This is a genomic window from uncultured Pseudoxanthomonas sp. (genome assembly GCF_947498795.1).
GTDB lineage: Bacteria > Pseudomonadota > Gammaproteobacteria > Xanthomonadales > Xanthomonadaceae > Pseudoxanthomonas_A.
This window is the reverse complement of record NZ_CANMLQ010000001.1, coordinates 829719-855483: the sequence shown is the minus strand read 5'-3', so window position 1 is coordinate 855483 and position 25765 is coordinate 829719. Positions and strand designations below refer to the sequence as shown.

30 protein-coding genes are annotated in these 25765 nt (G+C 67.8%); 11 read left to right on the top strand and 19 right to left on the bottom strand.

Going from position 1 to position 25765, the window contains the following annotated elements; genetic code table 11:
• Positions 1–51: 51 nt before the first annotated feature.
• Positions 52–744, top strand: coding sequence for a response regulator (locus tag Q0907_RS04235; RefSeq protein WP_299341853.1), 693 nt, complete (start codon positions 52–54; stop codon positions 742–744).
• 5 nt (positions 745–749) lie between these two features.
• Here Q0907_RS04235 and recO read toward each other — a convergent pair whose 3' ends face one another.
• From recO to rpoE, 9 genes are all read right to left on the bottom strand, one after another.
• Positions 750–1490 (bottom strand): DNA repair protein RecO, encoded by a 741-nt coding sequence (gene recO / locus Q0907_RS04230; RefSeq protein WP_296280154.1) that lies wholly within the window; start codon positions 1488–1490, stop codon positions 750–752.
• Positions 1491–1512: 22 nt separating this feature from the next.
• Positions 1513–2451, bottom strand: coding sequence for a GTPase Era (gene era / locus Q0907_RS04225; protein WP_296280153.1), 939 nt, complete (start codon positions 2449–2451; stop codon positions 1513–1515).
• A gap of 9 nt (positions 2452–2460) precedes the next feature.
• Complete coding sequence (gene rnc, locus Q0907_RS04220) at positions 2461–3144, bottom strand: ribonuclease III (protein WP_299342619.1); 684 nt, start codon at positions 3142–3144, stop codon at positions 2461–2463.
• A complete protein-coding gene (locus Q0907_RS04215; RefSeq protein ID WP_299341848.1) occupies positions 3128–3505 on the bottom strand; it encodes a DUF4845 domain-containing protein in 378 nt (125 codons plus the stop codon). Before Q0907_RS04215 ends, rnc begins: the two co-directional genes overlap by 17 nt.
• 37 nt (positions 3506–3542) lie before the next feature.
• Entirely contained in the window at positions 3543–4343 is an 801-nt protein-coding gene (gene lepB, locus Q0907_RS04210; protein WP_299341845.1) for a signal peptidase I, read from the bottom strand.
• 146 nt (positions 4344–4489) lie between these two features.
• Positions 4490–6298, bottom strand: a complete 1809-nt coding sequence (lepA, locus tag Q0907_RS04205) for a translation elongation factor 4 (RefSeq protein ID WP_299341837.1) — start codon at positions 6296–6298, stop codon at positions 4490–4492.
• A 140-nt stretch (positions 6299–6438) separates the two neighbouring features.
• Positions 6439–7941, bottom strand: a complete 1503-nt coding sequence (locus tag Q0907_RS04200; protein WP_299341835.1) for a DegQ family serine endoprotease — start codon at positions 7939–7941, stop codon at positions 6439–6441.
• A 70-nt stretch (positions 7942–8011) separates the two neighbouring features.
• Complete coding sequence (locus Q0907_RS04195; RefSeq protein WP_299341832.1) at positions 8012–8920, bottom strand: sigma-E factor negative regulatory protein; 909 nt, start codon at positions 8918–8920, stop codon at positions 8012–8014.
• Positions 8917–9537: an RNA polymerase sigma factor RpoE gene (rpoE, locus tag Q0907_RS04190; RefSeq protein WP_299341831.1), complete on the bottom strand. Its 621-nt coding sequence runs from the start codon at positions 9535–9537 to the stop codon at positions 8917–8919. The genes Q0907_RS04195 and rpoE overlap by 4 nt, the downstream gene beginning before the upstream one ends.
• A gap of 241 nt (positions 9538–9778) precedes the next feature.
• Between rpoE and Q0907_RS04185 the strand changes: the two genes are divergently transcribed.
• Positions 9779–11842 carry a 3-hydroxyacyl-CoA dehydrogenase NAD-binding domain-containing protein gene (locus tag Q0907_RS04185; RefSeq protein WP_299341827.1) on the top strand — a complete coding sequence of 688 codons (2064 nt, stop codon included), beginning with the start codon at positions 9779–9781 and terminating at the stop codon, positions 11840–11842.
• 67 nt (positions 11843–11909) lie between these two features.
• Here Q0907_RS04185 and Q0907_RS04180 read toward each other — a convergent pair whose 3' ends face one another.
• The 3 genes from Q0907_RS04180 to Q0907_RS04170 form a co-directional block, all read right to left on the bottom strand.
• Positions 11910–12443, bottom strand: coding sequence for a GNAT family N-acetyltransferase (locus tag Q0907_RS04180; RefSeq protein WP_296280144.1), 534 nt, complete (start codon positions 12441–12443; stop codon positions 11910–11912).
• A 103-nt stretch (positions 12444–12546) separates the two neighbouring features.
• Complete coding sequence (locus tag Q0907_RS04175) at positions 12547–12801, bottom strand: hypothetical protein (RefSeq protein WP_299341824.1); 255 nt, start codon at positions 12799–12801, stop codon at positions 12547–12549.
• Positions 12802–12967: 166 nt separating this feature from the next.
• On the bottom strand, positions 12968–13837 hold the full coding sequence (locus Q0907_RS04170; RefSeq protein WP_299341821.1) for an alpha/beta hydrolase-fold protein: 870 nt from the start codon (positions 13835–13837) through the stop codon (positions 12968–12970).
• Positions 13838–13984: 147 nt separating this feature from the next.
• On the opposite strand from Q0907_RS04170, the gene Q0907_RS04165 reads away from it, so the two are divergent.
• The 3 genes from Q0907_RS04165 to Q0907_RS04155 are packed head-to-tail and all read left to right on the top strand — an operon-like array spanning position 13985 to position 15098.
• Positions 13985–14461: an AraC family transcriptional regulator gene (locus tag Q0907_RS04165; RefSeq protein ID WP_299341818.1), complete on the top strand. Its 477-nt coding sequence runs from the start codon at positions 13985–13987 to the stop codon at positions 14459–14461.
• On the top strand, positions 14458–14877 hold the full coding sequence (locus Q0907_RS04160; RefSeq protein WP_299341815.1) for a VOC family protein: 420 nt from the start codon (positions 14458–14460) through the stop codon (positions 14875–14877). The genes Q0907_RS04165 and Q0907_RS04160 overlap by 4 nt, the downstream gene beginning before the upstream one ends.
• Positions 14874–15098 (top strand): hypothetical protein, encoded by a 225-nt coding sequence (locus Q0907_RS04155; protein ID WP_299341812.1) that lies wholly within the window; start codon positions 14874–14876, stop codon positions 15096–15098. The genes Q0907_RS04160 and Q0907_RS04155 overlap by 4 nt, the downstream gene beginning before the upstream one ends.
• A 9-nt stretch (positions 15099–15107) precedes the next feature.
• Here the strand turns inward: Q0907_RS04155 and Q0907_RS04150 are convergent, their stop codons facing one another.
• Both Q0907_RS04150 and Q0907_RS04145 read right to left on the bottom strand, forming a co-directional pair.
• Positions 15108–16025, bottom strand: a complete 918-nt coding sequence (locus Q0907_RS04150; RefSeq protein ID WP_299341809.1) for a pseudouridine synthase — start codon at positions 16023–16025, stop codon at positions 15108–15110.
• Between the two features lie 9 nt (positions 16026–16034).
• Entirely contained in the window at positions 16035–16253 is a 219-nt protein-coding gene (locus Q0907_RS04145) for a polyprenyl synthetase (protein WP_296280139.1), read from the bottom strand.
• A 260-nt stretch (positions 16254–16513) separates the two neighbouring features.
• Here Q0907_RS04145 and Q0907_RS04140 point away from each other — a divergent pair, with 260 nt between their 5' ends.
• The 6 genes from Q0907_RS04140 (at position 16514) to Q0907_RS04115 (ending at position 21138) form a co-directional block, all read left to right on the top strand.
• Complete coding sequence (locus Q0907_RS04140; RefSeq protein WP_299341805.1) at positions 16514–16933, top strand: GntR family transcriptional regulator; 420 nt, start codon at positions 16514–16516, stop codon at positions 16931–16933.
• Positions 16930–17814, top strand: a complete 885-nt coding sequence (locus Q0907_RS04135; RefSeq protein WP_299341802.1) for an ABC transporter ATP-binding protein — start codon at positions 16930–16932, stop codon at positions 17812–17814. Before Q0907_RS04140 ends, Q0907_RS04135 begins: the two co-directional genes overlap by 4 nt.
• Positions 17811–18497 (top strand): ABC-2 transporter permease, encoded by a 687-nt coding sequence (locus tag Q0907_RS04130; RefSeq protein WP_299341799.1) that lies wholly within the window; start codon positions 17811–17813, stop codon positions 18495–18497. Before Q0907_RS04135 ends, Q0907_RS04130 begins: the two co-directional genes overlap by 4 nt.
• A 38-nt stretch (positions 18498–18535) precedes the next feature.
• Positions 18536–19678 carry an acyltransferase family protein gene (locus Q0907_RS04125; protein ID WP_299341796.1) on the top strand — a complete coding sequence of 381 codons (1143 nt, stop codon included), beginning with the start codon at positions 18536–18538 and terminating at the stop codon, positions 19676–19678.
• A 167-nt stretch (positions 19679–19845) separates the two neighbouring features.
• Positions 19846–20136, top strand: coding sequence for a hypothetical protein (locus tag Q0907_RS04120; protein ID WP_299341795.1), 291 nt, complete (start codon positions 19846–19848; stop codon positions 20134–20136).
• 6 nt (positions 20137–20142) lie between these two features.
• Positions 20143–21138, top strand: a complete 996-nt coding sequence (locus Q0907_RS04115) for a DNA topoisomerase IB (RefSeq protein ID WP_343229805.1) — start codon at positions 20143–20145, stop codon at positions 21136–21138.
• Positions 21139–21186: 48 nt separating this feature from the next.
• Here Q0907_RS04115 and Q0907_RS04110 read toward each other — a convergent pair whose 3' ends face one another.
• The 5 genes from Q0907_RS04110 to Q0907_RS04090 all read right to left on the bottom strand — a co-directional run bounded on the left by Q0907_RS04110 (position 21187) and on the right by Q0907_RS04090 (position 25688).
• Positions 21187–21540 (bottom strand): PilZ domain-containing protein, encoded by a 354-nt coding sequence (locus Q0907_RS04110; protein WP_296280132.1) that lies wholly within the window; start codon positions 21538–21540, stop codon positions 21187–21189.
• A 19-nt stretch (positions 21541–21559) separates the two neighbouring features.
• Positions 21560–22534 (bottom strand): DNA polymerase III subunit delta', encoded by a 975-nt coding sequence (locus Q0907_RS04105; RefSeq protein ID WP_299341792.1) that lies wholly within the window; start codon positions 22532–22534, stop codon positions 21560–21562.
• Complete coding sequence (tmk, locus tag Q0907_RS04100) at positions 22531–23193, bottom strand: dTMP kinase (protein ID WP_296280130.1); 663 nt, start codon at positions 23191–23193, stop codon at positions 22531–22533. The genes Q0907_RS04105 and tmk overlap by 4 nt, the downstream gene beginning before the upstream one ends.
• The gene (gene mltG / locus Q0907_RS04095; protein WP_299341789.1) at positions 23190–24257 is read right to left on the bottom strand and encodes an endolytic transglycosylase MltG; all 1068 of its coding nucleotides are present in this window, start codon (positions 24255–24257) and stop codon (positions 23190–23192) included. The genes tmk and mltG overlap by 4 nt, the downstream gene beginning before the upstream one ends.
• Before the next feature lie 69 nt (positions 24258–24326).
• Positions 24327–25688, bottom strand: coding sequence for an aminodeoxychorismate synthase component I (locus Q0907_RS04090; protein ID WP_299341778.1), 1362 nt, complete (start codon positions 25686–25688; stop codon positions 24327–24329).
• Positions 25689–25765: the final 77 nt, after the last annotated feature.

Here is a 25765-nt window from a genome sequence, read left to right as displayed (position 1 = left end):
CGGCAGCGTCCGCCGACGCTAAGATGGGCCAGTCCCGCAGGAAGCCCGACCATGCCCGCCCTCCCCGGCACGATGCCGTCGATACTGCTGGTGGAAGACGATCCCGTCAGCGCCCTCTTCCTGTCGGCGGCACTCGAAGCGCTGCCCGCCCACGTGCGCGTCGCCGGCAGCTGCGCGGAGGCGCTGGCCTTCGAAGACGCGTTCCATGTCTGGCTCATCGATGCCAACCTGCCGGACGGTACCGGCACGGTATTGCTGCAGCACCTGCGCATGCGCGACGCGTCCGCGGTCGCGCTGTCGCATACGGCCGATACGACGCCCGCCATGCGCGACCGGTTGCTTCAGGCAGGCTTCGCCGACGTCCTGACGAAGCCGTTGGCCGCGCAGGCGCTGCGGGACGCCGTTCGCGCTGCGCTGGATCCGCGAGGAGGCGCTGCATCGCCGGACTGGGACGATACCGCGGCGCTCGGCGCGCTCGGTGGCAACCATGCCCATGTGGCCCTGCTGAGGCAGCTGTTCCTGTCCGAACTGCCCGCCACCCGGTCGTCCTGCCTGGATGCCTTCGGACGTGGCGACCGCGCCGCGTTGTGCGCGCACTTGCACAGGCTGCAGGCCAGTTGCGGCTTCGCCGGCGCCACGGCGCTGTCGGGCGTCGCATCGCGCTGGCATGCGGCCCCCGGCGACGAAGGCCTGCGCGACGCGTTCGTCGCCGCCACCGATCGCCTGTTGGCGACCGGGTCCTGACGGCGTCAGTCGCTCGTGCGCTCGGCGCGCTTCAGCCGCCCCAGATCGCCGATCATCTCCCACGACTTCAGCCCGCGCGGCCCCAGGTGGTGCGCCAGTACCGATCGCATCGGCAGCCGCAGGCTGGCCAGGTCGTCGGGGGGCGGCGCGACATCATCGGCCAGCGCCAGCAACGCCCGACCGGTGGCCGTCTGGCTTCGCTCGTGGTGCCCGCGATCGCTGTGCAGGCGGCGCGGGCCATGCTCCGGATCAAGCCGGTAGCGTGCGGCGGGGTCGACCGGTTCGCCATCGCCATCGCAATCCAGGGCGAAGCCGAAGCCCAGCGCTTCGATCAGGTCGCGCTCGAAGCGCCGCAGCGACCACGCCAGCCCGTCGCGCTGGCGCAACTGCTCGCGCGTGCGGGCGTAGGCGTCGAACAGGTCGGGCAAGGGATCATGGCGAGGCGCGAGGCGCAGCACCACTTCATTGAGGTAGAACGCGGCCAGCATCGCGTCGCCGGCAGGCTGCGGGGCGGCATCGAGCGCTTCCGCACTGACCAGCCTGGCCAGTTCGCCACGCTGATCGCCCTCCAGACGGATCAATTGCAGGGGCTGCAGTGCCGCGCGCACCACGTGCTTCTTCGGGCCCTGTACTCCACGAGCGATCAGGCCCAGGCGCCCGTGGTCGCGACCGAAGACCTCGACCAGCAGGCTGGTTTCGCGCCAGGGACGCGCGTGCAGGACGAAGGCGGTGTCGCTCAGGCGCATGGAGCCGGGTGTCGCCGGAGGTTCACTCGTACCCGAAGGCCTTCAGCGCGGTCTCGTCGTCGGACCAGCCTTCGCGCACGCGTACCCAGGTTTCCAGGAAGACCTTGCGGCCGAACAGGTGCTCCATCTGCTGGCGCGCCTTGCTGCCGATGTCCTTCAGGCGCGCCCCACCCTTGCCGATCACGATGGCCTTCTGGCTTTCGCGTTCCACCCAGATCACCGCGCCGATGCGCGCCAGGTCGCCCTTCGGCGACGCCTCGGTGGTGAAATTCTCGATTTCGACGGTGGTGGCATACGGCAGTTCGGCGCCGAGCTGGCGCATCAGCTGCTCGCGTACGAGTTCGGCGGCGAGGAAGCGTTCGCTGCGGTCGGTGATCTCGTCCTCGCCGAACATCGGCGGCTGCTCCGGCAGCAGTGCCAGCACGTCCTTCACCAAGGCGTCCAGGCCATTCCGCTTCAACGCCGACACCGGATGCAGCGCCGCGAATTCGCGGCCCTGCCCGACCTCGGCGAGGAACGGCAGCAGCGCCGCCTTCTCCTTGATCCGGTCGACCTTGTTGACCACCAGCACCACGGGAATGCCGGCGTCGCGCAGGACGTTGTAGGCCAGCGTATCTTCCTCGTCCCAGCGGCCGGCCTCGACCACCATCAGGGCGGCATCGACCTCTTCCAGCGCACCGCGCGCGGCGCGGTTCATCACCCGGCTCATCGCCGACGCCGAGAACTTGCCTTGCTGCCTGTGCAGGCCGGGCGTATCCACCAGCACGATCTGGCCGGCGGGACGGTCCTTGCCCGCAGCGAAGGTCGCGATGCCCAGCAGGCGATGCCGCGTTGTCTGCGGCCGGTTGGACGTGATGCTGACCTTGGCGCCCACCAGCGCATTCGTCAGGGTGGACTTGCCGACGTTGGGGCGACCGATGACGGCGACGCTGCCGCTGCGGTAAGAGGAGGATTTACTCACCTGACGTACTCATTTCGAAATGTCGAGCTTCTCGAGCAGCGCCGCCGCGGCGACCTGTTCTGCATTGCGGCGCGAGGTCCCCTCGCCGTCCGCGGCAAGCGGCGGGTCGAGCGTGGTACAGCGCGCGAGGAAGAGTTTGGCGTGATCGTCGCCGCTTTCGGACACCAGTTCGTACACCGGCAGCGGACGCTGGCGCCCCTGCAGCCATTCCTGCAGGCGGGTCTTGGCATCCTTTTCCGGGCGACCGACGGGGAGTGCGGCCAGCGACGCCTCGAACCACGGCAGCACCACGGTGCGGCAGGTTTCGAAGCTGCTGTCCAGGTAAATGGCCGCGACGACGGCTTCCAGCGCATCGGCCAGGATCGAATCCCGGCGATGGCCACCCGACTTCATTTCGCCGGGCCCCATCGTCAGGCGCTCGCCCAGCTGGAGCTCGCGCGCGATGGCCGCCAGCGCGCCTTCGCGCACAAGTTCGGCGCGTGCGCGCGTCAGCGCGCCCTCGTCCGCCTTGGGCCAACGCTGGAAAAGCGTTTCGGCGACGAGGAAATTGACGATGCTGTCGCCCAGGAATTCCAGGCGTTCGTTGTGCGGCGCCCCCGCACTTCGATGCGTCAGGGCCTGCGCAAGCAGGCCCTGATCGGTGAAGGCATGACCGATGCGATCAACCGCCAAGCCCTTAGTCCGCGCCGCGATTGGTCATGGCCTGCTCGGTGTTGAAGTTACCGACCACGTCCAGATTGCCCACCAGCGGCCGACGCACCTCGTAGCTGACCTTCATGTTCCAACCCCCCTCCATACGCTCGATCTTCACATGGGAGGGTTTGACGTTGTCGGAGTAGTTGATGTCCAGACGCCTGAAGAACAACTCCTGGATACGGGCAGGATCCATGTCGGCAACCCCCGGCTCGTTTGAAAGTCCCTTCAGTGAGGACTTGACGGCGTAATATTCCTGGTACATCGGAAACAGGCGCATGGCGATATAGGCGGCGAAACCGACCACAGCCAGTACGATCACAAAGCTCAACAACGTCATGCCATTCTGATTGCGCTTCATCGTCATTCCCCCGTCGATCCCCGTTAGCGTTGGTTGCTTACTCGATGCCATTGCCGATGCGCGAGGCATCGAAGCCATTCTTGCAGACCCAGCCCTCGCAGTTCAGCCAGACCAGGAACGCCTTGCCCCGCAGGTTCTCTTCCGGCAGGAAGTGGGTCTGGGTCCAGAACCGGCTGTCCTCGCTATTATCACGATTGTCGCCCATGACAAAGTAGTGCCCCGGCGGGACCACCCACTCGCCCTGGCCTTCGGGACGGGCGCTGCCCAGCCATTCCAGCACGGTGTGCGGGCGCCCCGGCAGCTCCTCCTTCAGCAGCGAAGCCCCCGTTTCGCCTGCACCGCTGCCCTTGCCCACGTAGTCGCCCAGCTTCTGGTACGCGAGGGGCTGGCCGTTGATCGAGACGGTATCGCCATGGAACCCGATCCTGTCGCCCGGCAGGCCGATGACGCGCTTGATCCAGTTGTTCTTCGGGTCGTGCGGCGGCTTGAAGACCACCACGTCGCCGCGCGCCGGCTCGCCGAGGGCCACGACCTTCTGGTTGGTGATCGGCAGGCGCAGGCCGTAGGAAAACTTGTTGACCAGGATGAAATCGCCGATCAGCAGGTTCGGCATCATCGAGCTGGACGGGATCTTGTAGGGCTCGGCGATGAAGCTGCGCAGCACCAGCACCACGGCCAGTACCGGGAAGAACGCGCGCGAGTAGTCGACCAGCACGGGCTCCTCGTCCAGCAGCCCTCCCCTGGCCTGGCGCCGCTTGGCCAGGAAAAGCTTGTCGGCCAGCCACACCACGCCGGTCAGCAGCGTCAATACCACGAGGATCGTTTCGAACCAGACCATACACACTCCGTTGAATGGCCCCTCTCCCGCCGGGAGAGGGGTTGGGGTGAGGCTAAGTCGAAGTCCTCGCGCTCACAGCTTCGCGGACTTCGCCGTACCCTCATCCGGCGCTACGCGCCACCTTCTCCCGCGGGAGAAGGAAGACGCTACTTGCTATCCACCTGCAGCACCGCCAGGAAGGCTTCCTGCGGAATCTCCACGCGGCCCACCTGCTTCATCCGCTTCTTGCCCTCTTTCTGCTTCTCGAGGAGCTTCTTCTTGCGGGTGATGTCGCCACCATAGCACTTGGCCAGCACGTTCTTGCGCATGGCCTTGACCGTGCTGCGCGCGATGATCTGCGAGCCGACGGCGGCCTGGATGGCCACGTCGAACATCTGCCGCGGGATCAGGTCCTTCATCTTCTCGCACAGCTCGCGACCGCGCCGATCGGCGTGGCTGCGGTGCACGATCAGGCTGAGCGCATCGACCTTGTCGCCGTTGATCAGCGTATCCAGGCGCACGAACGGGCCGGGCTGGAAGCGCAGGAACGAGTAATCCAGCGAGGCGTAGCCGCGGCTGACCGACTTCAGCTTGTCGAAGAAATCCAGCACCACTTCGGCCATCGGCAACTCGTAGCTGATCTGCACCTGGCTGGCGAGGTACTGGATGCCGATCTGCGCCCCGCGCTTTTCTTCGCACAGCTTGATGATCGCGCCGATGTAGGCTTCGGGCGTCAGGATGTTGGCGCGGATGATGGGCTCGCGCACCTCGTCGATCAGGTTGGACTGCGGCAGTTTCGCCGGATTGTCCAGCGACAGCACCGTGCCATCGGTCCTGAGGACTTCATACACCACGGTCGGGGCGGTGCTGATCAGGTCAAGGTCGTACTCGCGCTCCAGCCGCTCCTGCACGATCTCCATGTGCAGCATGCCGAGGAAGCCGCAGCGGAAGCCGAACCCCATGGCCTCGGAGCTTTCCGGTTCGAAGCGCAGCGCGGCATCGTTCAGGCGCAGCTTCTCTAGCGCCTCGCGCAGCGCCGGGTAGTCCTCGGCATTGACCGGGAACAGGCCGGCGAACACGCGCGGCTGCATTTCCTGGAAACCGGGCAGCGGACCCGGCGCGGGATCACCGGCCAGCGTCAGGGTGTCGCCGACCGGCGCACCGTGCACGTCCTTGATCGACGCGGTGATCCAGCCCACCTCGCCCGCGCCGAGCTTCTTCAGCTCCTTGCGCTTGGGCGTGAACACGCCGACCTTGTCCACCTCGTGGGTGCGGCCGGTGGACATCACCAGGATCTTGCTCTTCGGCCCGATCTCGCCCTGCATCACCCGCACCAGCGAGACCACGCCCAGGTAGTTGTCGAACCACGAGTCGATGATCAGCGCCTGCAGCTTGTCGGTGTCGCGCGGCTGAGGCGGCGGGATGCGCTGGACGATGGCTTCCAGCACCAGGTCGACATTGAGGCCGGTCTTGGCGCTGACGGCGACGGCATCGTCCGCGTCGATGCCGATGACCGCCTCGATTTCCCGCTTGGCACGCTCGATGTCGGCGGTCGGCAGGTCGATCTTGTTGAGCACCGGCACCACTTCCAGCCCCTGCTCCACCGCGGTATAGCAGTTGGCGACCGACTGGGCTTCCACGCCCTGGGCGGCGTCCACCACCAGCAACGCGCCTTCGCAGGCGGCCAGCGAGCGGCTGACTTCGTACGAGAAGTCGACGTGGCCGGGAGTGTCGATGAAATTGAGCTGGTAGACCAGCCCGTCCTTCGCCTTGTACGGCAGGGACACGGACTGGGCCTTGATGGTGATGCCGCGCTCGCGCTCGATGGGATTGGAGTCGAGCACCTGCGCTTCCATCTCGCGGGCCTCGAGGCCGCCGCAGAGCTGGATGATGCGATCGGCCAGGGTCGACTTGCCGTGGTCGACGTGCGCGATGATGGAGAAGTTGCGGATATTCCGCATGGAATCGGAGGACATGGGGGGCGGCGGCCTGTGCCGTCGTCAGGAATAACGGGCGATTATCGCACGGACGGCGGCTCGGCTTCCCGATCCAAGGGGCAGACAGACCGAAATGGCGACGCCCCGCCGTGGGGCGGGGCGACCGCCTGCGCAGGGCCTCAGCGCTTGTCGAGCGTGATGGCGAGGAACCGCGTCCCGTAGTTCGGGTGCTGGACCAGCAACATGACGGTATCGCCGGCCCTCGCCCGGGCAAGTTCGCGGTCCAGCTCAGCGGGCGTCTCCACCTTCGTGCGGCCCACCTGCAGGATCGCCATGCCGGGAGACAGGCCCGCCTCGCGCGCAGCCGCACCATCGACCCGACTGACGATGACGCCTCCCTGCCCCTCCAGCCCCATGCGTTTGCGGGTCGCCGCGTCCAGCGGCTGGGTCTGGATGCCCAGCGCATTGGTGCCCGAAGGCGCCGCCGGCTGGTCCGGGAGGGTCTGCGGCGTTCCGGCCGTTTCCGTCGACTCTTCCAGCGCACTGAGGATTACATTGATGTCGCGCGCCTTGCCATCCCGGAACACGGTGACGACCGCCTTGCTGCCCGCACCCAGCGGTCCCACCAACGGCGGGAGCTCTTCGCGGGTTCCGATCTTGCGTCCGTTGAATGCGGTGATCACGTCACCCGGCACGATGCCGGCTTTCGCGGCGCCGCTGGTCGGCTCCACCGTGACCACCAGTGCACCGTTGGCATCAGGCAGGCCGAACGCCTTGACCTCGTCGGCACCGATGTTCTGCATGCTGACGCCAAGCATGGCGCGGCTAACCTTGCCAGTTGACTTCAGCTGCTCCACCGCGCTCATCGCCAGGTCGATCGGGATCGCGAAGCTGATGCCCATGTAGCCGCCGGACACCGAGAAGATCTGCGAATTGATGCCGACCACTTCACCACGCGTATTGAGCAGCGGACCGCCGGAATTGCCCTGGTTGATCGCCACGTCGGTCTGGATGAACGGCACGTAGCGCTGTTCGGGGGATGCGCTGCGGCCGACAGCACTGACGATGCCTGCGGTGACGGAGTGGTCGAGCCCCAGCGGCGAGCCGATCGCCACCACCCATTGACCGGGCTTGAGCGTGGTCGAGTTGCCGATGCGTACGGTCGGCAGGCCCTTGGCATCCACTTTCAGCAGGGCGACGTCGTACTGCTGGTCGCTGCCCACCACCTTGGCGGTCAGCTCGCGGCGATCCGGCAGGGTCACCTTCACCTCGTCCGCACCATCGACCACGTGGTGGTTCGTCAGCACGTAACCGTCGGCCGAGATGATGAAGCCCGACCCCATCGAGGTGCCCCTACGCTGCGGCCCCTGAGGGCCCGGACCCGGCATCTGGAAGCCGGGCGGCAGCATGCGGCGGAAGATTTCGGGGATATCGGCCTCCTCGTCCGTGCCCGCGCTGCGCCGCGTGCCGATCCTGGCCTCGACGTTGACCACCCCCGGGCCCACCTGCTCGACCAGTTGAGTGAAATCGGGCAGCCCGGTCACGAGTTGCGGCGCCGCCGACTGCGCGACCGCCGGGGCCGCCGCCACGGAGGCAGGCGCCTCCGCTTGTTGCGCGCAGGCAGCGAGTGGCGCGGTGAGTATCAGCATGGCCAGCAGGCCGTTACGGGCGTGAGGAGTCATCGAACGCATGCCTCGATAAGTGGGAAGTACGGGAGAACTCGCATCCGGCAGATCGCCGCATGCGCGCGTGTCAGTCGCGCGGCGCGTCGACCGGGGCGAAGACCGGGGGCGCGGAAGGCAGGCGGGGCTCGAAGGGGTAGAACGTCCGCATGGCCGAATCCGAGGCGTAACCCGTCGTCACGCCACCGGTTGCAGACGGATAGGCGGACAGGGCGGATCGCGGCCAGGGACGCGAGGCGACGGACGCGGTCTCCTGGCTGCGATGGGAGAACGGATTGATTGTCGACGGCAGCGGCGAGGCGGACGCCAGGGCGGCGACAGGGTCGGAAGACACGCCACGCGAGGTGGCGCTTGCGCGAACCGGGGCGTCGGCACGCGCCACGCGCTGGGCACTTCGTGCGGCCTGCTGGTTGCGGGTCGCGCTGCGACGCGCCGCTTCCTGCCGGCGCGGCACGCTTGCCGCCACCGCGACGGCCGCCGCCGCATAGGCTTCGGCATCCGGCGCAGGCGCGGAAGGCGCTTCGGGCATTGCGGCTGGCGATGTGGCCTGGGCCGACGCCATCGACGTGCCGCTGCTGACGGGAACCTCTTGCGGGGACTGCTGGCGCGCCATGAACAGCGCGACCAGCGCGACGGACGCCGCCAGGGCGCCGCCGCCCCAGCGCGCGAGCAGGCCGCGCGGACGCGTCGGCATGGATTGGGGCGCGCTTGCGGCCGCAGGCGCGGTTTCCGCCGCGATCGCCTGCGCCACGCGCCCGGCGAAACCGGCTGGCGCCGGTGCGCGGCCCCGCCCGCGCAGTACATCGCCGCACAGCTGCCAGCGCTCCCAGCAGCCTGCCAGTTCGTGGTCGTGCTGCAGGCGGCGCAGCAGGAAGCGCGCCTCGTCGGCGATCAGCTCGCCGTCCATCAGGGCGGAGAGCTGCTGGCGATGGTGGATGTCGAGCTTGTCGATGATCGGTGTCTCGTTGCGGGCGGTCATGAGCGGGCACGCTCCCGGGTTGTGCTGTCCACGTCCAGCAAGGGACGCAGTTGTTCGTCGATCGCCTCGCGCGCGCGGAAGATGCGGGAACGCACGGTGCCGATCGGGCAGTCCATCTTCTGCGCGATCTCCTCGTAGCTGAGGCCTTCGACCTCGCGCAGGGTGATCGCGGTCCGCAGTTCCTCCGGCAGGCCATCGACCGCTTTCATCACCGTCGCCTCCATCTCCTGGCGCATCAGTTCGCGCTCTGGGGTGTCGGTGTCGCGCAGCCTTGAGCCGATGTCGTACTGCTCGGCGTCGGCGGCATCCACGTCCGCGGTGGGCGGGCGTCGATTGTGCGCGACCAGGTGGTTCTTGGCGGTATTCACGGCGATGCGGTGCAGCCACGTATAGAACTGGGAATCGCCCCGGAAATTGCCCAGCGCGCGATAAGCACGCAGGAACGTCTCCTGGGCCACGTCCTGGCACTCGCTCCAGTCATGGATGTAACGCCCGATCAGCGCCACCACGCGATGCTGGTACTTGCGCACCAGCAGGTCGAAGGCCGCGCTGTCGCCGCGTTGCACGCGCCTGACCAGCTCGAGGTCCAGCTCCTGGGTTGGATCAACTTCGGCCATGCCGGGCCGCACTCCTGTCGGCTCGGCGGTGGCCGGGCCCTGTGACCGCGCTAGCGGGGGAAAGTTCAACGCCTTGTCCAAACCGTTGCCCTATCAAGAATTTAACCGGCGCAACGGGAACATCCCCGGTGCCGTGGTCACGCCCGTGACGGCGTTCCCTTTCCATATGTGGATTTGACGGGGACGAAACAACCTCGGGATGATAGCGGCCTTCTCCATACGTGAACGGATGGTCCCCTGCATGGCCGCGAACTTCGATGGGCTGCGATTCAGTCACTGGCAGACCGAGCTGCGCGCCGACGGCATCGTCGTGCTCGCGTTCGACCGCCAGGGCGCCAGCGTCAATGCGTTCTCGCAGGATGTCCTGATCGAACTGGCCGACATCATCGAACGCCTGGCCATCGATCCGCCCAAGGGCGTGGTGCTGCGTTCGGCGAAGGCGTCGGGCTTCATCGCCGGCGCGGATCTGAAGGAATTCCAGGAGTTCGACCGCAAGGGCACCGTCAACGATGCGATCCGCCGCGGCCAGGCCGTCTTCCAGAAACTGGCCGACCTGCCCTGCCCAACGGTGGCAGCGATCCACGGCTTCTGCATGGGCGGCGGCACCGAGATTTCGCTGGCGTGCGACTACCGTGTGGCCAGCAGCGATCCGTCCACCCGCATCGGCCTGCCCGAAGTGAAGCTGGGCATCTTCCCCGGCTGGGGTGGCAGCGCGCGCCTTCCGCGCCTGGTGGGTGCGCCGAAGGCGATGGACATGATGCTCACCGGCCGCACCCTGTCGGCGAGCTCGGCCAAGGCGATGGGCCTGGTCGACAAGATCGCCGAACCGGCCGTGCTGGTCGACGCCGCCGTCGCATTGATCGCGTCGCGCCCGCAACGCCCCTTCAAGCAGCGCTTCACCGGCTGGATCAGCAACAGCTGGCTCGCGCGCCAACTGCTGGCGCCGCAGATGCTCAAGCAGGTCGCTCGCAAGGCGCCGAAGGCACACTACCCTGCGCCCTACGCACTGATCAACGTCTGGAAGACCGCCGGCGGCAAGGGCATCCAGGCGCGCCTGGATGCCGAGCGCAAGGCGGTGGTGAAGCTGGCCGGCACGCCGACCGCGCGCAACCTGATCCGCATCTTCTTCCTCACCGAACGGCTCAAGGGCCTCGGTGGAAGGGACCACGGCATCGCGAATGTGCATGTCGTCGGTGCCGGCGTGATGGGCGGCGACATCGCGGCGTGGTCCGCCTACAAGGGCTTCAACGTCACCCTGCAGGACCGTGAGCAGCGCTTCATCGATGGCGCGCTCTCGCGTGCGCAGGAATTGTTCGCCAAGAAGGTGAAGGACGAGAGCAAGCGCCCCGCCGTGGCCGCCCGCCTGAAGGGCGACCTGGCCGGCGACGGCGTGCCGCAGGCCGATCTGGTGATCGAGGCGATCATCGAGAACCCCGAGGCCAAGCGCGATCTCTACCAGACCGTCGAGCCGCGCCTGAAAGCCGATGCGCTGCTGACCACGAACACCTCGTCGATTCCGCTGACCGAATTGCGCGAGCACATCCAGCGTCCGGCGCAGTTCGCCGGCCTGCATTACTTCAACCCGGTGGCGTTGATGCCGCTGGTGGAGATCGTGCAGCACGACGCGCTGGACGAAGCGAACGTCAAACGCCTTGCCGCGTTCTGCAAGGCGCTGGACAAGTTCCCGGTGCCGGTCGCCGGCACGCCGGGCTTCCTGGTCAACCGCGTGCTGTTCCCGTACATGCTGGAAGCCGCGACCGCCTACGCCGAAGGCATCCCCGGCCCGGTGATCGACAAGGCCGCGGTGAAGTTCGGCATGCCGATGGGCCCGATCGAACTGATCGACACCGTGGGCCTGGACGTGGCGCAGGGCGTGGGTGCGGAACTGTCGCCCTTCCTCGGCCTGCAACTGCCCGCGGCACTGGCCACGGTGGAACCCGGGAAGCGCGGCAAGAAAGACGGCCAGGGCCTGTACAAGTGGGAGAACGGCAAGGCCGTCAAGCCGCAGGTGCCGCAGGAGTACAAGGCGCCTGACGATCTGGAAGACCGCCTGATCCTCCCACTGCTCAACGAAGCGGTCGCCTGCCTGCACGACGGCGTGGTCGCCGATGCCGACCTGCTCGATGCCGGCGTGATCTTCGGCACCGGCTTCGCTCCGTTCCGCGGCGGCCCCATCGAGCACGTGAAAGCGGTCGGCCCCGACGCATTGCGGGAAAAGCTCAAGGCACTGCAGGCGCGCCACGGCGACCGCTTCGCGCCGCGCCCGGGCTGGGACAACCCGGCACTCCGTCAGCCAACGGTCTGATCCGCGCATGAAAAAGGCCGCTCCCGAGCGGCCTTTCTCTTCCCGCGCCCAGCGTGGGGCGAAGATGTCAGCCCTCAGGCAACGCCTGCGTCATCACCCAGTCTTCCTTCGGGTCGTCGCCGATGTAGAAGATGGACCGGCCGACGCTCTGGAAGCCGTGCTTGCGCCAGAAGCGGATTGCCTGCGGCGCCTCCTGCCAGACGGTAAGCCATGCCGAACGCGAGCCTCGCAGCTTGGCCGCCGCCAGCAGGTGCGAGACCAGCACGGCGGCGATGCCCTTGCCGTGGAAGGCCTCGTCAAGGTAGATGCGCGCCAGTTCCACGGTGGGCCGCAGCACCACCTCGGTCGGCGGCACCGTGCCCCACCGCAGCTGCGCATAGCCGGCCCACACGCCGTCCTGTTCGACGATCAGGGTCAGCGTGTCGGGGTCGCGGATCTCTTCGGCCTGGCGCTCGGGCGAATACATCGCCGCCACGTGCGCCGCCACATTCTCCGGCGTGCTGCAGTGGCCGTGGGTGGCAAGGAACGTGCGCCGCATCATCGTGGACAGGGCGGCGGCTTCGGAAGGGCGTGCGGGGCGAACGGTGATACCGGCTTTCATGCCGTAAGTCTTGCCTGTTTCCATCCCCAAGACAACGCAGGCACGCACACGGAGAGGTCAGCGCACCTTCACCAGCCGAGACCAGGGGCTCACCAGAGCACGGCTAGCGTCGCGCGAACACCTCGGGCGGCGCGCGTACCGGGCTGCGTTCGGCCGCGACATCCTCGATGACGCCGAGCTGCGCCGAGAAATCCGCCAGCCGCGACCAGACATAGGGCTGCAGGTCATCCGGCGCGCGGTCGTAGACCTGCCGCCACAGCGCATCCATGAACGCGCGCGGATCCTCGCGCAGCGCCCCGCGCTCGATGCGCTGACCCGCCGCGGCCAGGATGGCCCGAATGTCCGCCAAGGTCTCCATGCCTCGAGACTAAGCCGCTTGGATGCCCATCGTGTGACACGAGACGTCGATTTCCGACGATCGGCGCGGTTCTGTGAAGCCGGTTACGGATCGCGCCCGGCGATGCATCCGAATCGCGACCGCTGTACGCAGGAATGACGCGCTGCGCCACGCCGGGGCACCGCGGTCACGGCGTGGGGATGTCTTCGCGGAACAGCCACAGCATCGCGCGCCGGTAGGTTTCGCCGATCGTCGCCGCATGTGTGCCGTCCTGGATCGTCAGCAGGGTCACCCGCCATGGTGCACCCATCGACGCTGTGGACCAGTGCGTGGTCCAGTCGCGCGCGATGCGCTGGCGCTCGGCCGTATCGCGCGTGCCGCTGGCGACTGCCACCCTCAGGTCGGCGCGCGTGTGCGGGCGCGCTGCGACAAACAGCGCTTCACGCGCCGGCCCGGGTGAGGGATTGCTGGCGATTCGTCCCCAGAACAGGTCCGGATCCTGTAATGCGGACCACAGCACGAAGTAACCGGCGCGCGACTGTCCCACCAGCACGCGCCGCGCCGGGTCGGCGGCATAGCGACGCTCGACTTCGGGCACCAGGTGCGCGCGCAGGAACGCGAGATAGCCCGGCGCTCCACCCTGCTCTGCGGTGGGATCGCTGCCCGGCGCCGTGAAATCGACGTGGCGCTTGTTGATGGCCGGGTCGAAGCCACCGTAGGCGATGCCGACGATGATCGCTTCGGGCAATCGCTCGTCATAATGCAGGAACAGATGCGTCGGCGCCAGCAGCGGAAACAGGCTGTCGCCGTCCAGCACGTACACCACCGGGTAGCGCGTGGCCGATCGGGCGTCATAGCTCTCGGGATAGCGGACGTAGACGTGGTGCACGCGACCGGAACCCGGATCGGTCAGCGGGAAGTAGTCGCCCTTCAGGGCGGGGAGGTGTTCCAGCGGAGTCGCCGGAGGATGAGACGCGGCCGCGGGCGGCGCTGCGCGGGCCGTCGACACCGCCATCGTCAGCAGCCCTGCGAACAAGAGGATCGTGCAGCGGATCATGCGGAATTTCCATCACGGCCGTGCCCTGCGGCGATGCCCATTATGGCGACCAGCGACCGCTCCAAGCGACAACGAGGGGGCAGACTATGCGCAGCCATCACGTCCGGCCACCCTCGCCTCGTGATCACCTCCAGTAGCCTGTTGCCCATGACCCAGAGCCCAGAACTGCTGCGCCGGCTGTTGCGCGCCAAGGACCGGATGGATGCCTTCCCCGACCAGGCGTGGGCGGTCGAGCGGCTGGCGGAGGTCAGCGCCGTTTCGCCCGCGCACTTCGCGCGTTCGTTCAAGCAGGCCTTCGGCCTGCCGCCGCACCGCTACCTGCTGACGCGGCGCATCGAACGCGCGGCATCCCTGCTGCGCGATACCGACGCGCCGGTCATCGACATCGCCCTGAAGACCGGCTGGACCAGCATCGGCACCTTCGGCCGCATCTTCCGCGACATCACCGGTGAAAGCCCGCGCGAGTATCGCCAGCGCGCACGCGCATCCGCGACCCTGGCCGGCGCCATCCCCGAGTGCGTGCTGCGTGCGGCCGAACGTCCTGACCTGAAGACCGCAGTTTTGGAGAAGCGCAGGCAGGCCGTCGCAGCTACGGTGGCGCCACCAACGAAGGAGGTCCCATGATCCAGGGCATCGATGTGATCGGCGTGTACGTCCGCGACCAGGACGAGGCGCTCGCGTTTTACGTGGACAAGCTCGGCTTCCGCGTGCAGGCGGACATACGCAACGGCGACTACCGCTGGCTGACGGTGCAGCATCCCGAACAGCCCTCGGTGCAACTCGGTCTGTTCATGCCAGGCCCGCCGCTGCACGACGCCGCCACCACCGCCGCGCTGGACAGCCTGGTCGCCAAGGGCGCGATGCCGCCGCTGGTGCTGACAGTGAAGGACTGCAAGGCCACCTACGAAGCCCTGAGCGCGAACGGCGTTGAGTTCATCCAGGCGCCCATCAGCCGCTACGGCCAGGTCGATGCGGGCTTCCGCGATCCTTCCGGCAACGGCTGGAAGATGATTGAACGCCAGCACAAGGAGATGCCGTGAGCATCGCGCGTCTTTCCCGCCAGAGCCATCGCGGGCTATCCATCGTGTTCACCCTGACTGTCGTGCTCAACTTCGCCTGGCGGGCGGCGATGACGGGCGAACCACCGGCGTGGGTGACGTACTCGCCCCTGCCGCCGTTGTTCCTGCAGTTGATCACCGGGCTTTGGCTGTTCGCCCTGCCTTGGCTGGGCAGCAAGCGAGCAAGCGCCGCGGGCCCGTGACGATGGTGCTCACGCGTCAAGCGCAAAGCCGCTGGTGAAACAGCGCTCGATCCCGAGGAGCGGATCCATGAACGCAAGCCGCTCGGCCAGCAGTTGCAAGGGCGCCGCATGGTCGCCGACAGCGCGATGGCGCACTGAGGGATACAACGTATCGCCAGCGATCGGCGCGCCGAGTGCCGCCATGTGCACGCGCAGCTGATGCTTGCGGCCGGTGACCGGCGTCAGCGCGTAGCGCCAGCGATTGCCGCCGCGCGCGATGACATCGATGCGTGTTTCGCTGTTCGCCACCCCTTGGACTTCCTGCACGCGGAAGAACGGTTCGCCGGCGACGATCCGGCTGGTGCGGATGCAGGGGAACACGAGGTGCGGCAGCGCCGGCGCGATCGCCTGATAGCGCTTCTCGATCCTTCGCTCGCGGAACAGCGCCTGGTAACGCGCGCGGCTTTCCGGCCGGGTGGAGAACATCACCACCCCCGCCGTCTCGCGATCGATCCGGTGCAGTGGCACCAGTGCGGGATTGCCGGTGCGGCGGACCAGGCGCGCCAGCAGCGTTTCACGGGCGTGCCGGCCCGCGGGCACGACGGGGAGGAAGTGCGGCTTGTCCGCAACGAGCAGGTCGTCATCCAGGTGCAGGATGATTTCGTCGAACGGAATGACGGGCTCGTCGGCGACTTCGCGGTAGTAATGGATGTCCAGCCCCACACGATAGGAGCGGGATGGGGTCACCGGGTTCCCGTCGCCATCCACGACGCGCCCGCGCGCCATCCGCTCGATCCATTGCACGCGTGGAATGGCGGGAAAACGTTCGCACAGGCAATCCAGTACCGTCGGCCATGCGCCGGGCGGCAACTGCAGCGTGCCGGGCGACAGTCCGTCGATGTCGGGGGGGCGAACACGCCGCCCGGAGCGCGGCGCAGGGCCAGGCATGGCGCCGCTTTACTTCTTCAGCCCGGCAGCCACTTCCCGCACGCTCAGTCCGAGTTCGAGCTGGAGACGCACGTACTCGCGCTCCTTCCGCGACAGCGCGCGACCGACCTCGATGCGCACGTCTTCGGCTTCCAGGATGCGCAGGATCCTCGGCATGGCCGAACCGATGGCGTCCTGGCCATAGCCGGCTTCACGCAATGCGGCGGTCAGGAGGGTCTCGAGGTCCATGGTGCGTCCGGGTCCGGCAGGGGGTCGCATTGTGCATCAGCCGGGTCGCACCCACCCCACCCGGTCCACGCCTCAGCACGTCGGCCGCGGGCAGCGATCCGCCGGCGAGCGATGCATTGACGGCAATGAACTACTGTGTATACTCACTATACACAGATGCCGACTTGGGACTTCTACGCTTGGCTCGCGAAACCGATAGGGGGGCTTCCCTCGCCACCGCTGCATCGCCACGCAGCGTGCCTCACGCGCACGGGGGTTGAATGGATACGGACCTGCTGCTGTCTCCCCATTCGATCACGCCGATGTACGAGCAGATCATCGCGCAGGTGGTCGCCAAGGTCATGGCCGGCGAATGGAAGGCCGGCGCGCCGCTCCCGTCCATCCGCGAGCTGGCAGCGGGCAGCAGGGTCAGCGTGATCACGGTCAAGCGGGCCTACCTGGAACTGGAACGGGCCGGCGTCATCGTGACGCGGCAGGGCAAAGGCTCGTTCGTGGCCGAGAGTCTCGACGCCACGCAGATGCTCGCCGCCCAGGAATTCCAGTCGCAACTCGCCGGCCTGCTCGAGGCGGCCAGGAAACTCGGCCTCGACCGCCGGCAGGTCCTCGATCGCGTCGAACAGGCCCTGTCCGACGAACCCGACAAACCCCTCATCGATCCCGACGGAAGGAAGCCACGATGACACTCGCCATCGCACTCGAAGGCGTGCACAAGCGGTATGACGACTTCGCGCTGCGCGACATCGACCTCGCGCTTCCCACGGGCCAGGTCATGGGCCTGGTCGGCGTCAACGGCGCCGGCAAGTCGACGCTGTTGCGGTTGTTGATGGGCCTCGTGCGGGCCGATGGCGGCAAGGTCGACGTGCTCGGCCAGCCCATGCCACACGCCCAGGTCTCGGTGAAGCAGGAAGTCGGCTACGCCTCCGACGACATGCGCCTTTACCGCGGGCAAAGCCTGCGCTGGCACATGGACTTCGTCCGCAGCGTCTATCCCGCGTGGGACGAAGCCTATGCGCAGGATCTGCTGAAGCGCTTCGACCTGCGGCCGCACCAGGCGCTCGCCGGGTTCTCGCACGGACAGCGCGTCAAGGCATTGCTGCTGCTGCTCTTCGCCCGCCATCCACGCCTGCTGTTGCTGGACGAACCGACCACGGGACTGGACCCGGTCGCGCGCGGCGAGGTGCTGGACGCACTGGCCGATGTGTTGCGCGACGAGGAACGCTCGATCCTGTTTTCGTCGCACAACACCGCGGACATCGAACAGATCGCCGATTCGATCACCTTCCTGCATGGCGGCCGCGTGGTCGCGTCGCGCGACAAGGAATCCTTCCTCGACGGCTGGCGGCGGATCCTTTGCCGTGGCGCTTCGACCGACGCGCTCAGGCGGCTGCCCGGCATCGCCTCGATCCGCGACAGCGCGCCCCTGCTGGAAGTGAAGACCGGCGCCTTCGACGCCACCACGCTGCCCGCACTGCAGGCCATCGGTCTCCACATCGAATCAGTCGAGCCGATGGCGCTGGAAGACATTTTCGTCACCACCGTCCGCGGAGGGAACAACGCATGAACTGGCTCGCATCCGATGGCGCGGTGGTCCGCAAGCTGATCGTCAAGGACTGGCAGGTCTACCAGAAGCAACTCGCCGGTTTCGTCGCCGGCCTGTTGCTGGCGCTGGGGCTGGTGGGCATGGGCACGCCGCTGCTGGCCTCGGCGGGCGCGCTGCTGTTGCTGGTGCTGCTGCTCGTGGTGGGTTCCTACGCCATCCAGTCTTCAGTGATGCTCGAACGCAAGCAGCAGACCCAAGCCTTCGTCATGAGCCTGCCCGTGACGCCCATGGACGTGTTCTGGGGCAAGTTGCTGGCCAATTTAGCCATCTACCTGGTGCCGTTCCTGCTGGTTGGCGGCTTCCTGCTGGCGCTGGTACTGACCACGCCCCGCCCGGACGGCATGGTGCCGTGGCTGGTCGTCGTGGCGTTGTTCATGCTGGCCAATTTCTGCCTCTCGCTGTGCATGGTGATCGCGGTGGATTCCGAAGGCTGGAACGTCTTCGCGATGCTGGCACTGATGACGCTGATCGGCCCCTTCCTCTACTGGGTCACCTCGATGCCCGGAATTCGCGAACACCTGCGCGGCGATGCCATCGTCTGGAGTCCGCAGGTGCTCGGACTGATCGGCGCCGAACTGGCGGTGATCGGCATCGCCATCCTCATCGCCGGCTGGGTGCACGCGCGCAAGACCTCGTTCCTCTGAGCGGCGCCATCGTGCCGCCCGGGGATCGCCTCCACGCCATGGACAACCTGCGCGCGCTGGCGATGCTGGCCGGCGTGGTCTTCCATGCAGCGCTGGCCTACAGCCCGCTCATGCATCCGCTATGGCCGGCCGCGGATCGGGAGAATTCGTCGGTCGTCGACGCAGTCGCGTGGTTCGTGCACCTGTTCCGCATGCCGCTGTTCTTCGCCATCGCAGGCTACTTTTCGGCACGGCTGGTGACACGCCGCTCGATGGCGGCGTTGTTCCGCCATCGATGCAGGCGCATCCTGCTGCCGTTGCTCGTGCTGACGCCTCCCCTCCTCGCCGGCATGACCTGGCTGACGCAACACGCCGCTGAAACGGCGTCGAATCCACCGCCGGCACTGGCATGGATCCGTGCCTTCATCGATCAGCACGGCGCCATGCCCGCGATGCCGGGGTGGGCGCACCTGTGGTTCCTGTTCTATCTGATGCTGTTCACGCTGCTGGTCTGGGTCGCCTCGGCCCTGGGCCTTGGACGCATCGGCACCCGGCTTTTCGGGATGCCTGCACTCGCCTGGGTCGTGGCGGGCCCTGTGCTGACGGCACCGGCACTGATGATGGTCGGCGCGCCATGGCCGGCGCCGGAATTTTTCGTGCCCGCGCTGTGGGCGCTGGTGTTCTTCGGGCTGTATTTCGCGTTCGGCTACCAGCTGTGCCGCCATGACGGGCTGCTCGATCGCCTTCGTCCCCTTTCGTCGTTCCTGCTGGCCGGCGCGCTCGCCGCCTACGCCTGGCTGTTTCGATGGACCGACGGCTTCGAGACCGAACACGCCTCTGCCTGGGCACACGGCGTGCGCGCGCTGCTGGAAGCATGCGCGGGAAGCTGGATGACGCTCTGGTGCCTGCTGGCGTCCAAGCGATGGCTGGATTCGCGCAGCACCGCCCTGCGCTGGCTCGCCGACAGCGCGTACTGGGTCTACCTGATCCATCTGCCCGTGCTTCTGGCCGTCCAGTACCGGCTGCTGGACGTGCCGTGGCACTGGACGCTCGAGTTCGCGGCGTCGCTGGCTGCCACGTTCCTGCTGTCGTTCGCGAGCTACCAACTGCTCGTGCGGCACACGGTGATTGGCAGGTGGCTCAATGGCGGAACCATGCTCTCCGCGGCCTCGACGACGACATCCGGGCCGCACGCCCGCTGAGCATGCCGTGCGACGCGAACGCGGATCAGGCGAGACCCTGCGCGGGTACGCTCGCGCCACCGCATCCTGAACGCATCATGCGCTGCCTCGCCGGACTTCACGGGGACGTGACTTCGCCGCCCCTAAGTTCGCCGGCAAGACACATGCGCCCCGCAACGAGGACAACCATGACCATGATCAGATTGCGGGCGACGGGCCCGCGCACAGGCTTCGATGCCCTGCTGGCCGCCTTGCATGGCGTGGACGGCGTCGAGCGGGTGGAGGAACTCGCCGACCTGATGCCGCACATGGACGACGATGATTCCAGTTCCGCCGGCCTTTCGGACGACATGCCCGGCGACGACGTGCATGCCGTCGAAGTGGAAGCCACGTCGTCGCATGCCGACCGCGTACGCGCCACTGCGGACGACATCGGCGAGCAGTATGGGCTGGTACTCGAGTACGTGGACGAGTTCTGACCCCGCTTGGCCGGACTGCGCTATACCTCCGATGCCATGCCCGGCCTGCGCCGGCGACGCCGCGGGCGCGGGTTCGCGTACGTGGATCCGCGTGGGCGTCCCGTGCGCGACGACGCGACACTCGCGCGCATCCGCCAACTGGCCATTCCACCTGCCTATACCGATGTGTGGATCTGCCCGGATGCGCGAGGCCACCTGCAGGCGACCGGTCGTGACGCGCGCGGACGCAAGCAGTACCGCTACCACACGGCATGGCAGGCCGAACGCGGCGCCCGCAAGTACGACCGACTGATCGCATTCGCCGACGCCCTGCCTCGCCTGCGCCGTCAGGTCCGTGCCGACCTGTCCCTGCCTGGGCTGCCGCGGCGGAAAGTGGTCGCGCTGGTGGTCGCCCTGCTCGGCCACACGCTGCTCCGCGTCGGCAACGCGAGCTATGCACGGGAAAACGGTTCGTATGGACTTACCACGCTGCGCAATGCGCATGCGCAGTTCATCGCCGCAGGCCATGTGCGGTTCGCGTTCCGTGGCAAAGGCGGTAAGCCGCTCGAATCACGCGTGTCCGATGCGCGACTGGTAAGGCTGGTACGGCAGTGCCGGCAACTGCCGGGACAGGCGCTCTTCCAGTACCGCGAAGAAGGCCGCGTCCATCGCATCACCTCCGGGGATGTGAACGACTATCTGCAGGCGCAGTTGCAGGGCCACTACACCGCGAAGGACTTCCGTACCCTGGGCGCGACGCTGTTCGCGTTCCGCGCGTTGGCGATGCAGGACCCGCCCATGCCCGGCGATGATGCGCAGCGCGCACAGGTCAGGATGGCCGTGCTGCGTGGCGCCGCCGACCTGCTGGGGAACACGCCGCGCATCTGCGAGAAGAACTACGTGGATCCGCGCGTATTCGCGGGCTGGGAGGACGGCGCACTCCAGCGCGCCGCCCGCCATGCGAGCGGGCCCCGGCAATGGGAACGGGCCGCGATCCGCTACCTGCGCCGCGCGCGGGCGTGACGCAGGAGAGAGTGCACAGGAAGGGCGAGCATGCAGCCCGCCTGCGCATCACATCGTATGGGTGGGCTTCTCGCCGTTAAGGCTGCCGGCCAGCATCGTTTCGATGCGGTTCTTGATGGCTTCGCCTTCGCTGTTCTCGGCGAATTGCACGCCGATGCCGGAAGCGCGGTTGCCCTGCGCGCCGACGGGCGTCACCCAGACCACCTTGCCCGCCACCGGCAGGCGATCACTGGATTCGGGCAGGGTCAGCAGCAGGAACACCTCGTCACCGAGGAAGTAGCGCTTGGGCGTGGGCACGAAGATCCCGCCGCCCTTCACGAACGGCATGTAGGCGTTGTACAGCGCGGCCTTGTCCTTCACTGCCAGTGACAGGATGCCCTGCCGTCCACCTGCTGCATTCATCGACGTCTCCGTGTTTCGGTCAGCGGCGCGCCCCGACAGCGCGTCCGCGATCGCCACCGGCCCAGGCCAGCAGCAGTTCCACCATGGCGAGATCGCCGCGCACCGTGGTCCGCAGGAGATCACGGGTGCGGTTGGCGGCGTCGAACCAGGTGGCCAGCTTGTTCAATCGGGCAGGATCGGTCAAGCCGACGGTGCCCGCCTGTTCCAGCGCGAGATCCGCCGCGTGGCGCAGTCGCGCATCGGCCAGCTCGTCGTTGGCCCAGCGCTGCGCGGTCTCCACCACGCCGATCTCGCCCCTCTCCAGCCGCTGCAAATCACGTGCCACCGCTTCGCGCAGCGCCAGGCCATCGTGGCGCAGCCAATCGTCGGCAAGACCGGGGTGGCCGCGTGCCGCGTCCAGGGCGCGGACGGCGTCTGCAGGCGCATGGCCCTGTGCCCGCAGCCAGGCCAATGTCTCGTCGCGGGGCGGCAGGCGGAACTCGATGCGCTGGCAGCGGCTGCGGATGGTCGCCGGCAGGCGTGCGGGCTGTGCGCTGACCAGCCAGAGGTAGCGGTTCGGGGCGGGCTCTTCCAGCGTCTTCAGCAGCGCGTTGCACGCCGACCGGTTGATGGCGTCGGCCGGATCGATGAGCGCTACCTGCGCACCGCCGTACTGGGGCGTGAGCGCCAGCTTCTGCGACACCTCGCGGATCTGGTCGATGACGATCTCTGTGCGCAGCTTGCTGCCATCCTTGGTGGCGACGAACGAGACGATGTGCAGGTCGGGATGCGTGCCCGCGTCGATCAGGCGGGTGCTGCGGTCGCCCGGCGCGGGCTCGCCGTCCGCGTCCCGCTGCTGGGCCAGGACGCGTCGCGCCAGGCGGTCCAGCACGGCGCGCTTGCCCAGACCCGCCGGGCCGCACACCAGCAACCCATGGCCCAGGCGACCGGACGCCAACGCCGCGACGGCGTGGTCGTAGGCGCGCTGCTGCCAGGGCGAGAACGCGGCGCTCATGCCAGATCGCTGTCGGTCAGCGTGCGCAGGTAGGCACCGATGGCGGCCTCGACGGCAGCGCCGACGCCGGCAGGCGGCTGTGCGGCATCGATCACGCGGAAACGGTGCGGTTCGGCCACTGCGCGCGCCCGGAAGCCGGCGCGCACCCGTTCGAAGAAATCATCCTGCTCGCTTTCGATACGGTCCGGCCACAGGTCGCGGCCCGCCGTCCGCGCGCGACCTTCGCGCACGTCGAGGTCGAGCAGCAGGGTCAGGCCCGGCTTCAGGCCGACGGCACGACGTTCCAGCGCAGCGATCCACTCCGGATCCAGGCCTCGTCCAGCGCCCTGGTAGGCGTAGCTCGAATCGGTGAAGCGGTCGCTGATGACGAACGCGCCGCGCCGCAGCGCCGGACGTACGATCTGGCGCACGTGTTGCGCGCGCGACGCGAACATGAGCAGCAGTTCGGTCTCAGCCGCAAGCGGCTCGTCCTGCGCTCCCAGCAGCAGCTCGCGGATCCGCTCGGCCAGTGGCGTTCCACCCGGTTCGCGCGTCAGCACCACGTCATGGCCCGCGGCCTGCAGTCGGTCGCGGATCGCGGCGATGGCGCTGGTCTTGCCTGCACCCTCGCCGCCTTCCAGCGTGATCAGCCGCGGCTGCGACAGCAGGGCCTCGCTCACGGCGCTTCCGCCTTGCGGAGGGTTTCGCGGCGCGTCACCAGGTAGCGCGCCACCGCCGCGTTGTGCTCGGCGAGCGTGGTCGAAAAGATGTGCCGTCCGCTGCCATCGCCGACCGCGACGAAGTACAGCGCGGTGCCCTCGGCAGGATTCACTGCCGCCTTCAATGCGTCGACACCCGGCATGGCGATGGGCGTCGGCGTCAGGCCGCGACGTGTATAGGTGTTGTACGGCGTATCCGTGGTCAGGTCGCGGCGGCGGATGTTGCCGTCGTAGCTGCTGCCGATGCCGTAGATGACGGTGGGATCCGTCTGCAGCGGCATGCCGATCTTCAACCGGCGCGCGAACACGCCGGCGATGGCCGGACGCTCTTCGGCGATGCCGGTTTCCTTCTCGATGATCGACGCCAGGATCAGCGCCTCGTCCGCCGACTGCAGCGGGATGTCCGGCCCACGTGCTTCCCACGCGGCGGCCAGCGCCTTCTCCATAGAAGCATGGGCGCGCTTGAGCACATCGAGGTCGGATTCGCTGCGGGTGTAGACATAGGTCTCGGGCAGGAAGCGGCCTTCCGGATGCTGCCCGGCATGGCCAAGCGCCGCCATCAGTTCGGCATCGCTAAGGTCCGGGGTTTTCTGCTGCAGTGGCGTAGCGTTGCGCAGCGCCGCGCGCAGTTGCCGGATGTTCCAGCCCTCGACGATGGTGAAACGGTATTGCAGCGTGCGGCCTTCACGCATGCGCTGCAGCAGTTCGCGCGGAGTCAGGGATGGATCCAGCGCGTACTCGCCCACCTTGAGCTGGCTGGCCGTATCGGTCCGGCGGGCCAGCAACCGCCACTGCAGGTCGGTGCCGTGGGAAACCCCTTTTTCGCGCAACTTGCGCAAGACGGTCGGGAAGGCATCGCCACGCGCCACCTCGACGGTGGTGTCGGCCGCCACGCCGCCGATCGGCGCGTCCGCGAAACCGCGATGGCCCTGCCACAGCCAGAACGCCGCCCCCGCCACCAGGAGCAGCAGCAGGGCGAAGGCAATGACGATGAAGCGGCAACCGCGCTTGAGTGCTGACGCCACGCAATCCTCGGGGTATGAAGCCAGGCCGTGCAGGATACCCGGTCGCCGTCTCAGGCTGTAGGCGCGCGGTCAGCCTTCCAGCGCCCGCAGCACCCCGCGGGCCTTGGCGCGGGTTTCGTCCAGCTCCTTGTCCGGGACCGAATCGGCCACGATGCCGGCGCCGGTGCGGAACCGGGCCACGCTGCCGCTGCCATCGGCGACGACTTCGGCGCTGCGGATCAGGATGTTCAGGTCCAGGTCGCCATCGCGGTTGAGCCAGCCGAACGCGCCGGTGTAGGCGCCGCGCGGCACCTGTTCCAGCTCGGCGATGATCTGCATGCAGCGCACCTTCGGGCAGCCGGTGATGGTGCCGCCGGGGAAGGTGGCGCGGATGACGTCGCCGGGCGTGGCGTCGTCGCGCAGGTGGCCGCGCACGTTGCTGACGATGTGGTGCACATGCGCGTAGCTTTCCACCGTCATCAGTTCGTCCACCTGCACGCTGCCGGGCGTGCAGACGCGGCCCAGGTCGTTGCGCTCGAGGTCGATAAGCATCACATGCTCGGCGCGTTCCTTCGGGTGGCCGACGAGTTCGCGGATGCGTGCCGCATCATCGTCGCCTTCGAAGCGAGGACGGGTGCCCGCGATGGGCCGGGTTTCGACCACGTCGCCACGCACCGACACGAGGCGTTCCGGCGAGGAGCTGACGACCGTCCAGTGCGGTGTGGCGAACAGTCCCGCGAATGGCGCCGGATTGGCGGTGCGCAGTCGCGCATACAGCGTGGCCGGATCGAGTAGCGTATCAAAGCGCGCCTGCCAGGCACGCGACAGATTGACCTGGAAGATATCGCCGGCGCGCAAGTAATCGAGGATGCGATGGACACCCTCGGTGAAGCGTGACGGCTCGTCTTCGTCGATGCGCGTAGGTGGTCGCAAGGCGGGTAGCGGTGGCATGTCGGCACCGCGTGCGATGTCGACCGCGGTGCGCTCGATCAGGTCGGTCTGCCCCGCTTCCGCCACCACGACACAATCGCCGGTGCTGCGATCACGCAGGACGGCCGCAGGACACCGCAGGGCCAGCGCAACGGGCTGCGTCGCGGGGGCCTGCGGAAGCTGCAGCACCGGTTCTACCTGTTGCGCCAGTTCGTACGCCAGCAGCAACGCCCAGCCCCCGCGGAACGGCCAACGCGGTTCCTCGCGCGGGATGCGCTGCGCCTGCCAGTGTCGGTCGAGCGCGGCGAGGAAATCGCCGGGCTCCACGCCGCCCTGCAGGTCACGAGTGATCCCGTCGGCATCCAGGCGAAAGCCGGTGCCGTCGGCGATCAGCAGGAAATCCCAGCGTCCTTGCGCGGTGCCCGAGGCCACGGATTCCAGCAGGACCGGATAGCGCTGCGGATCGAGGCGATGCAGGGCCAGCAGGTCGATGGTGGCGGGAAGTGCGCGGGTTTCGATCATCGTGGTCCTGGCCCCTCTCCCATCGGGAGAGGGGTTGGGGTGAGGGTACGGAGAAAAGGCGACGGTTCAACGGTCGA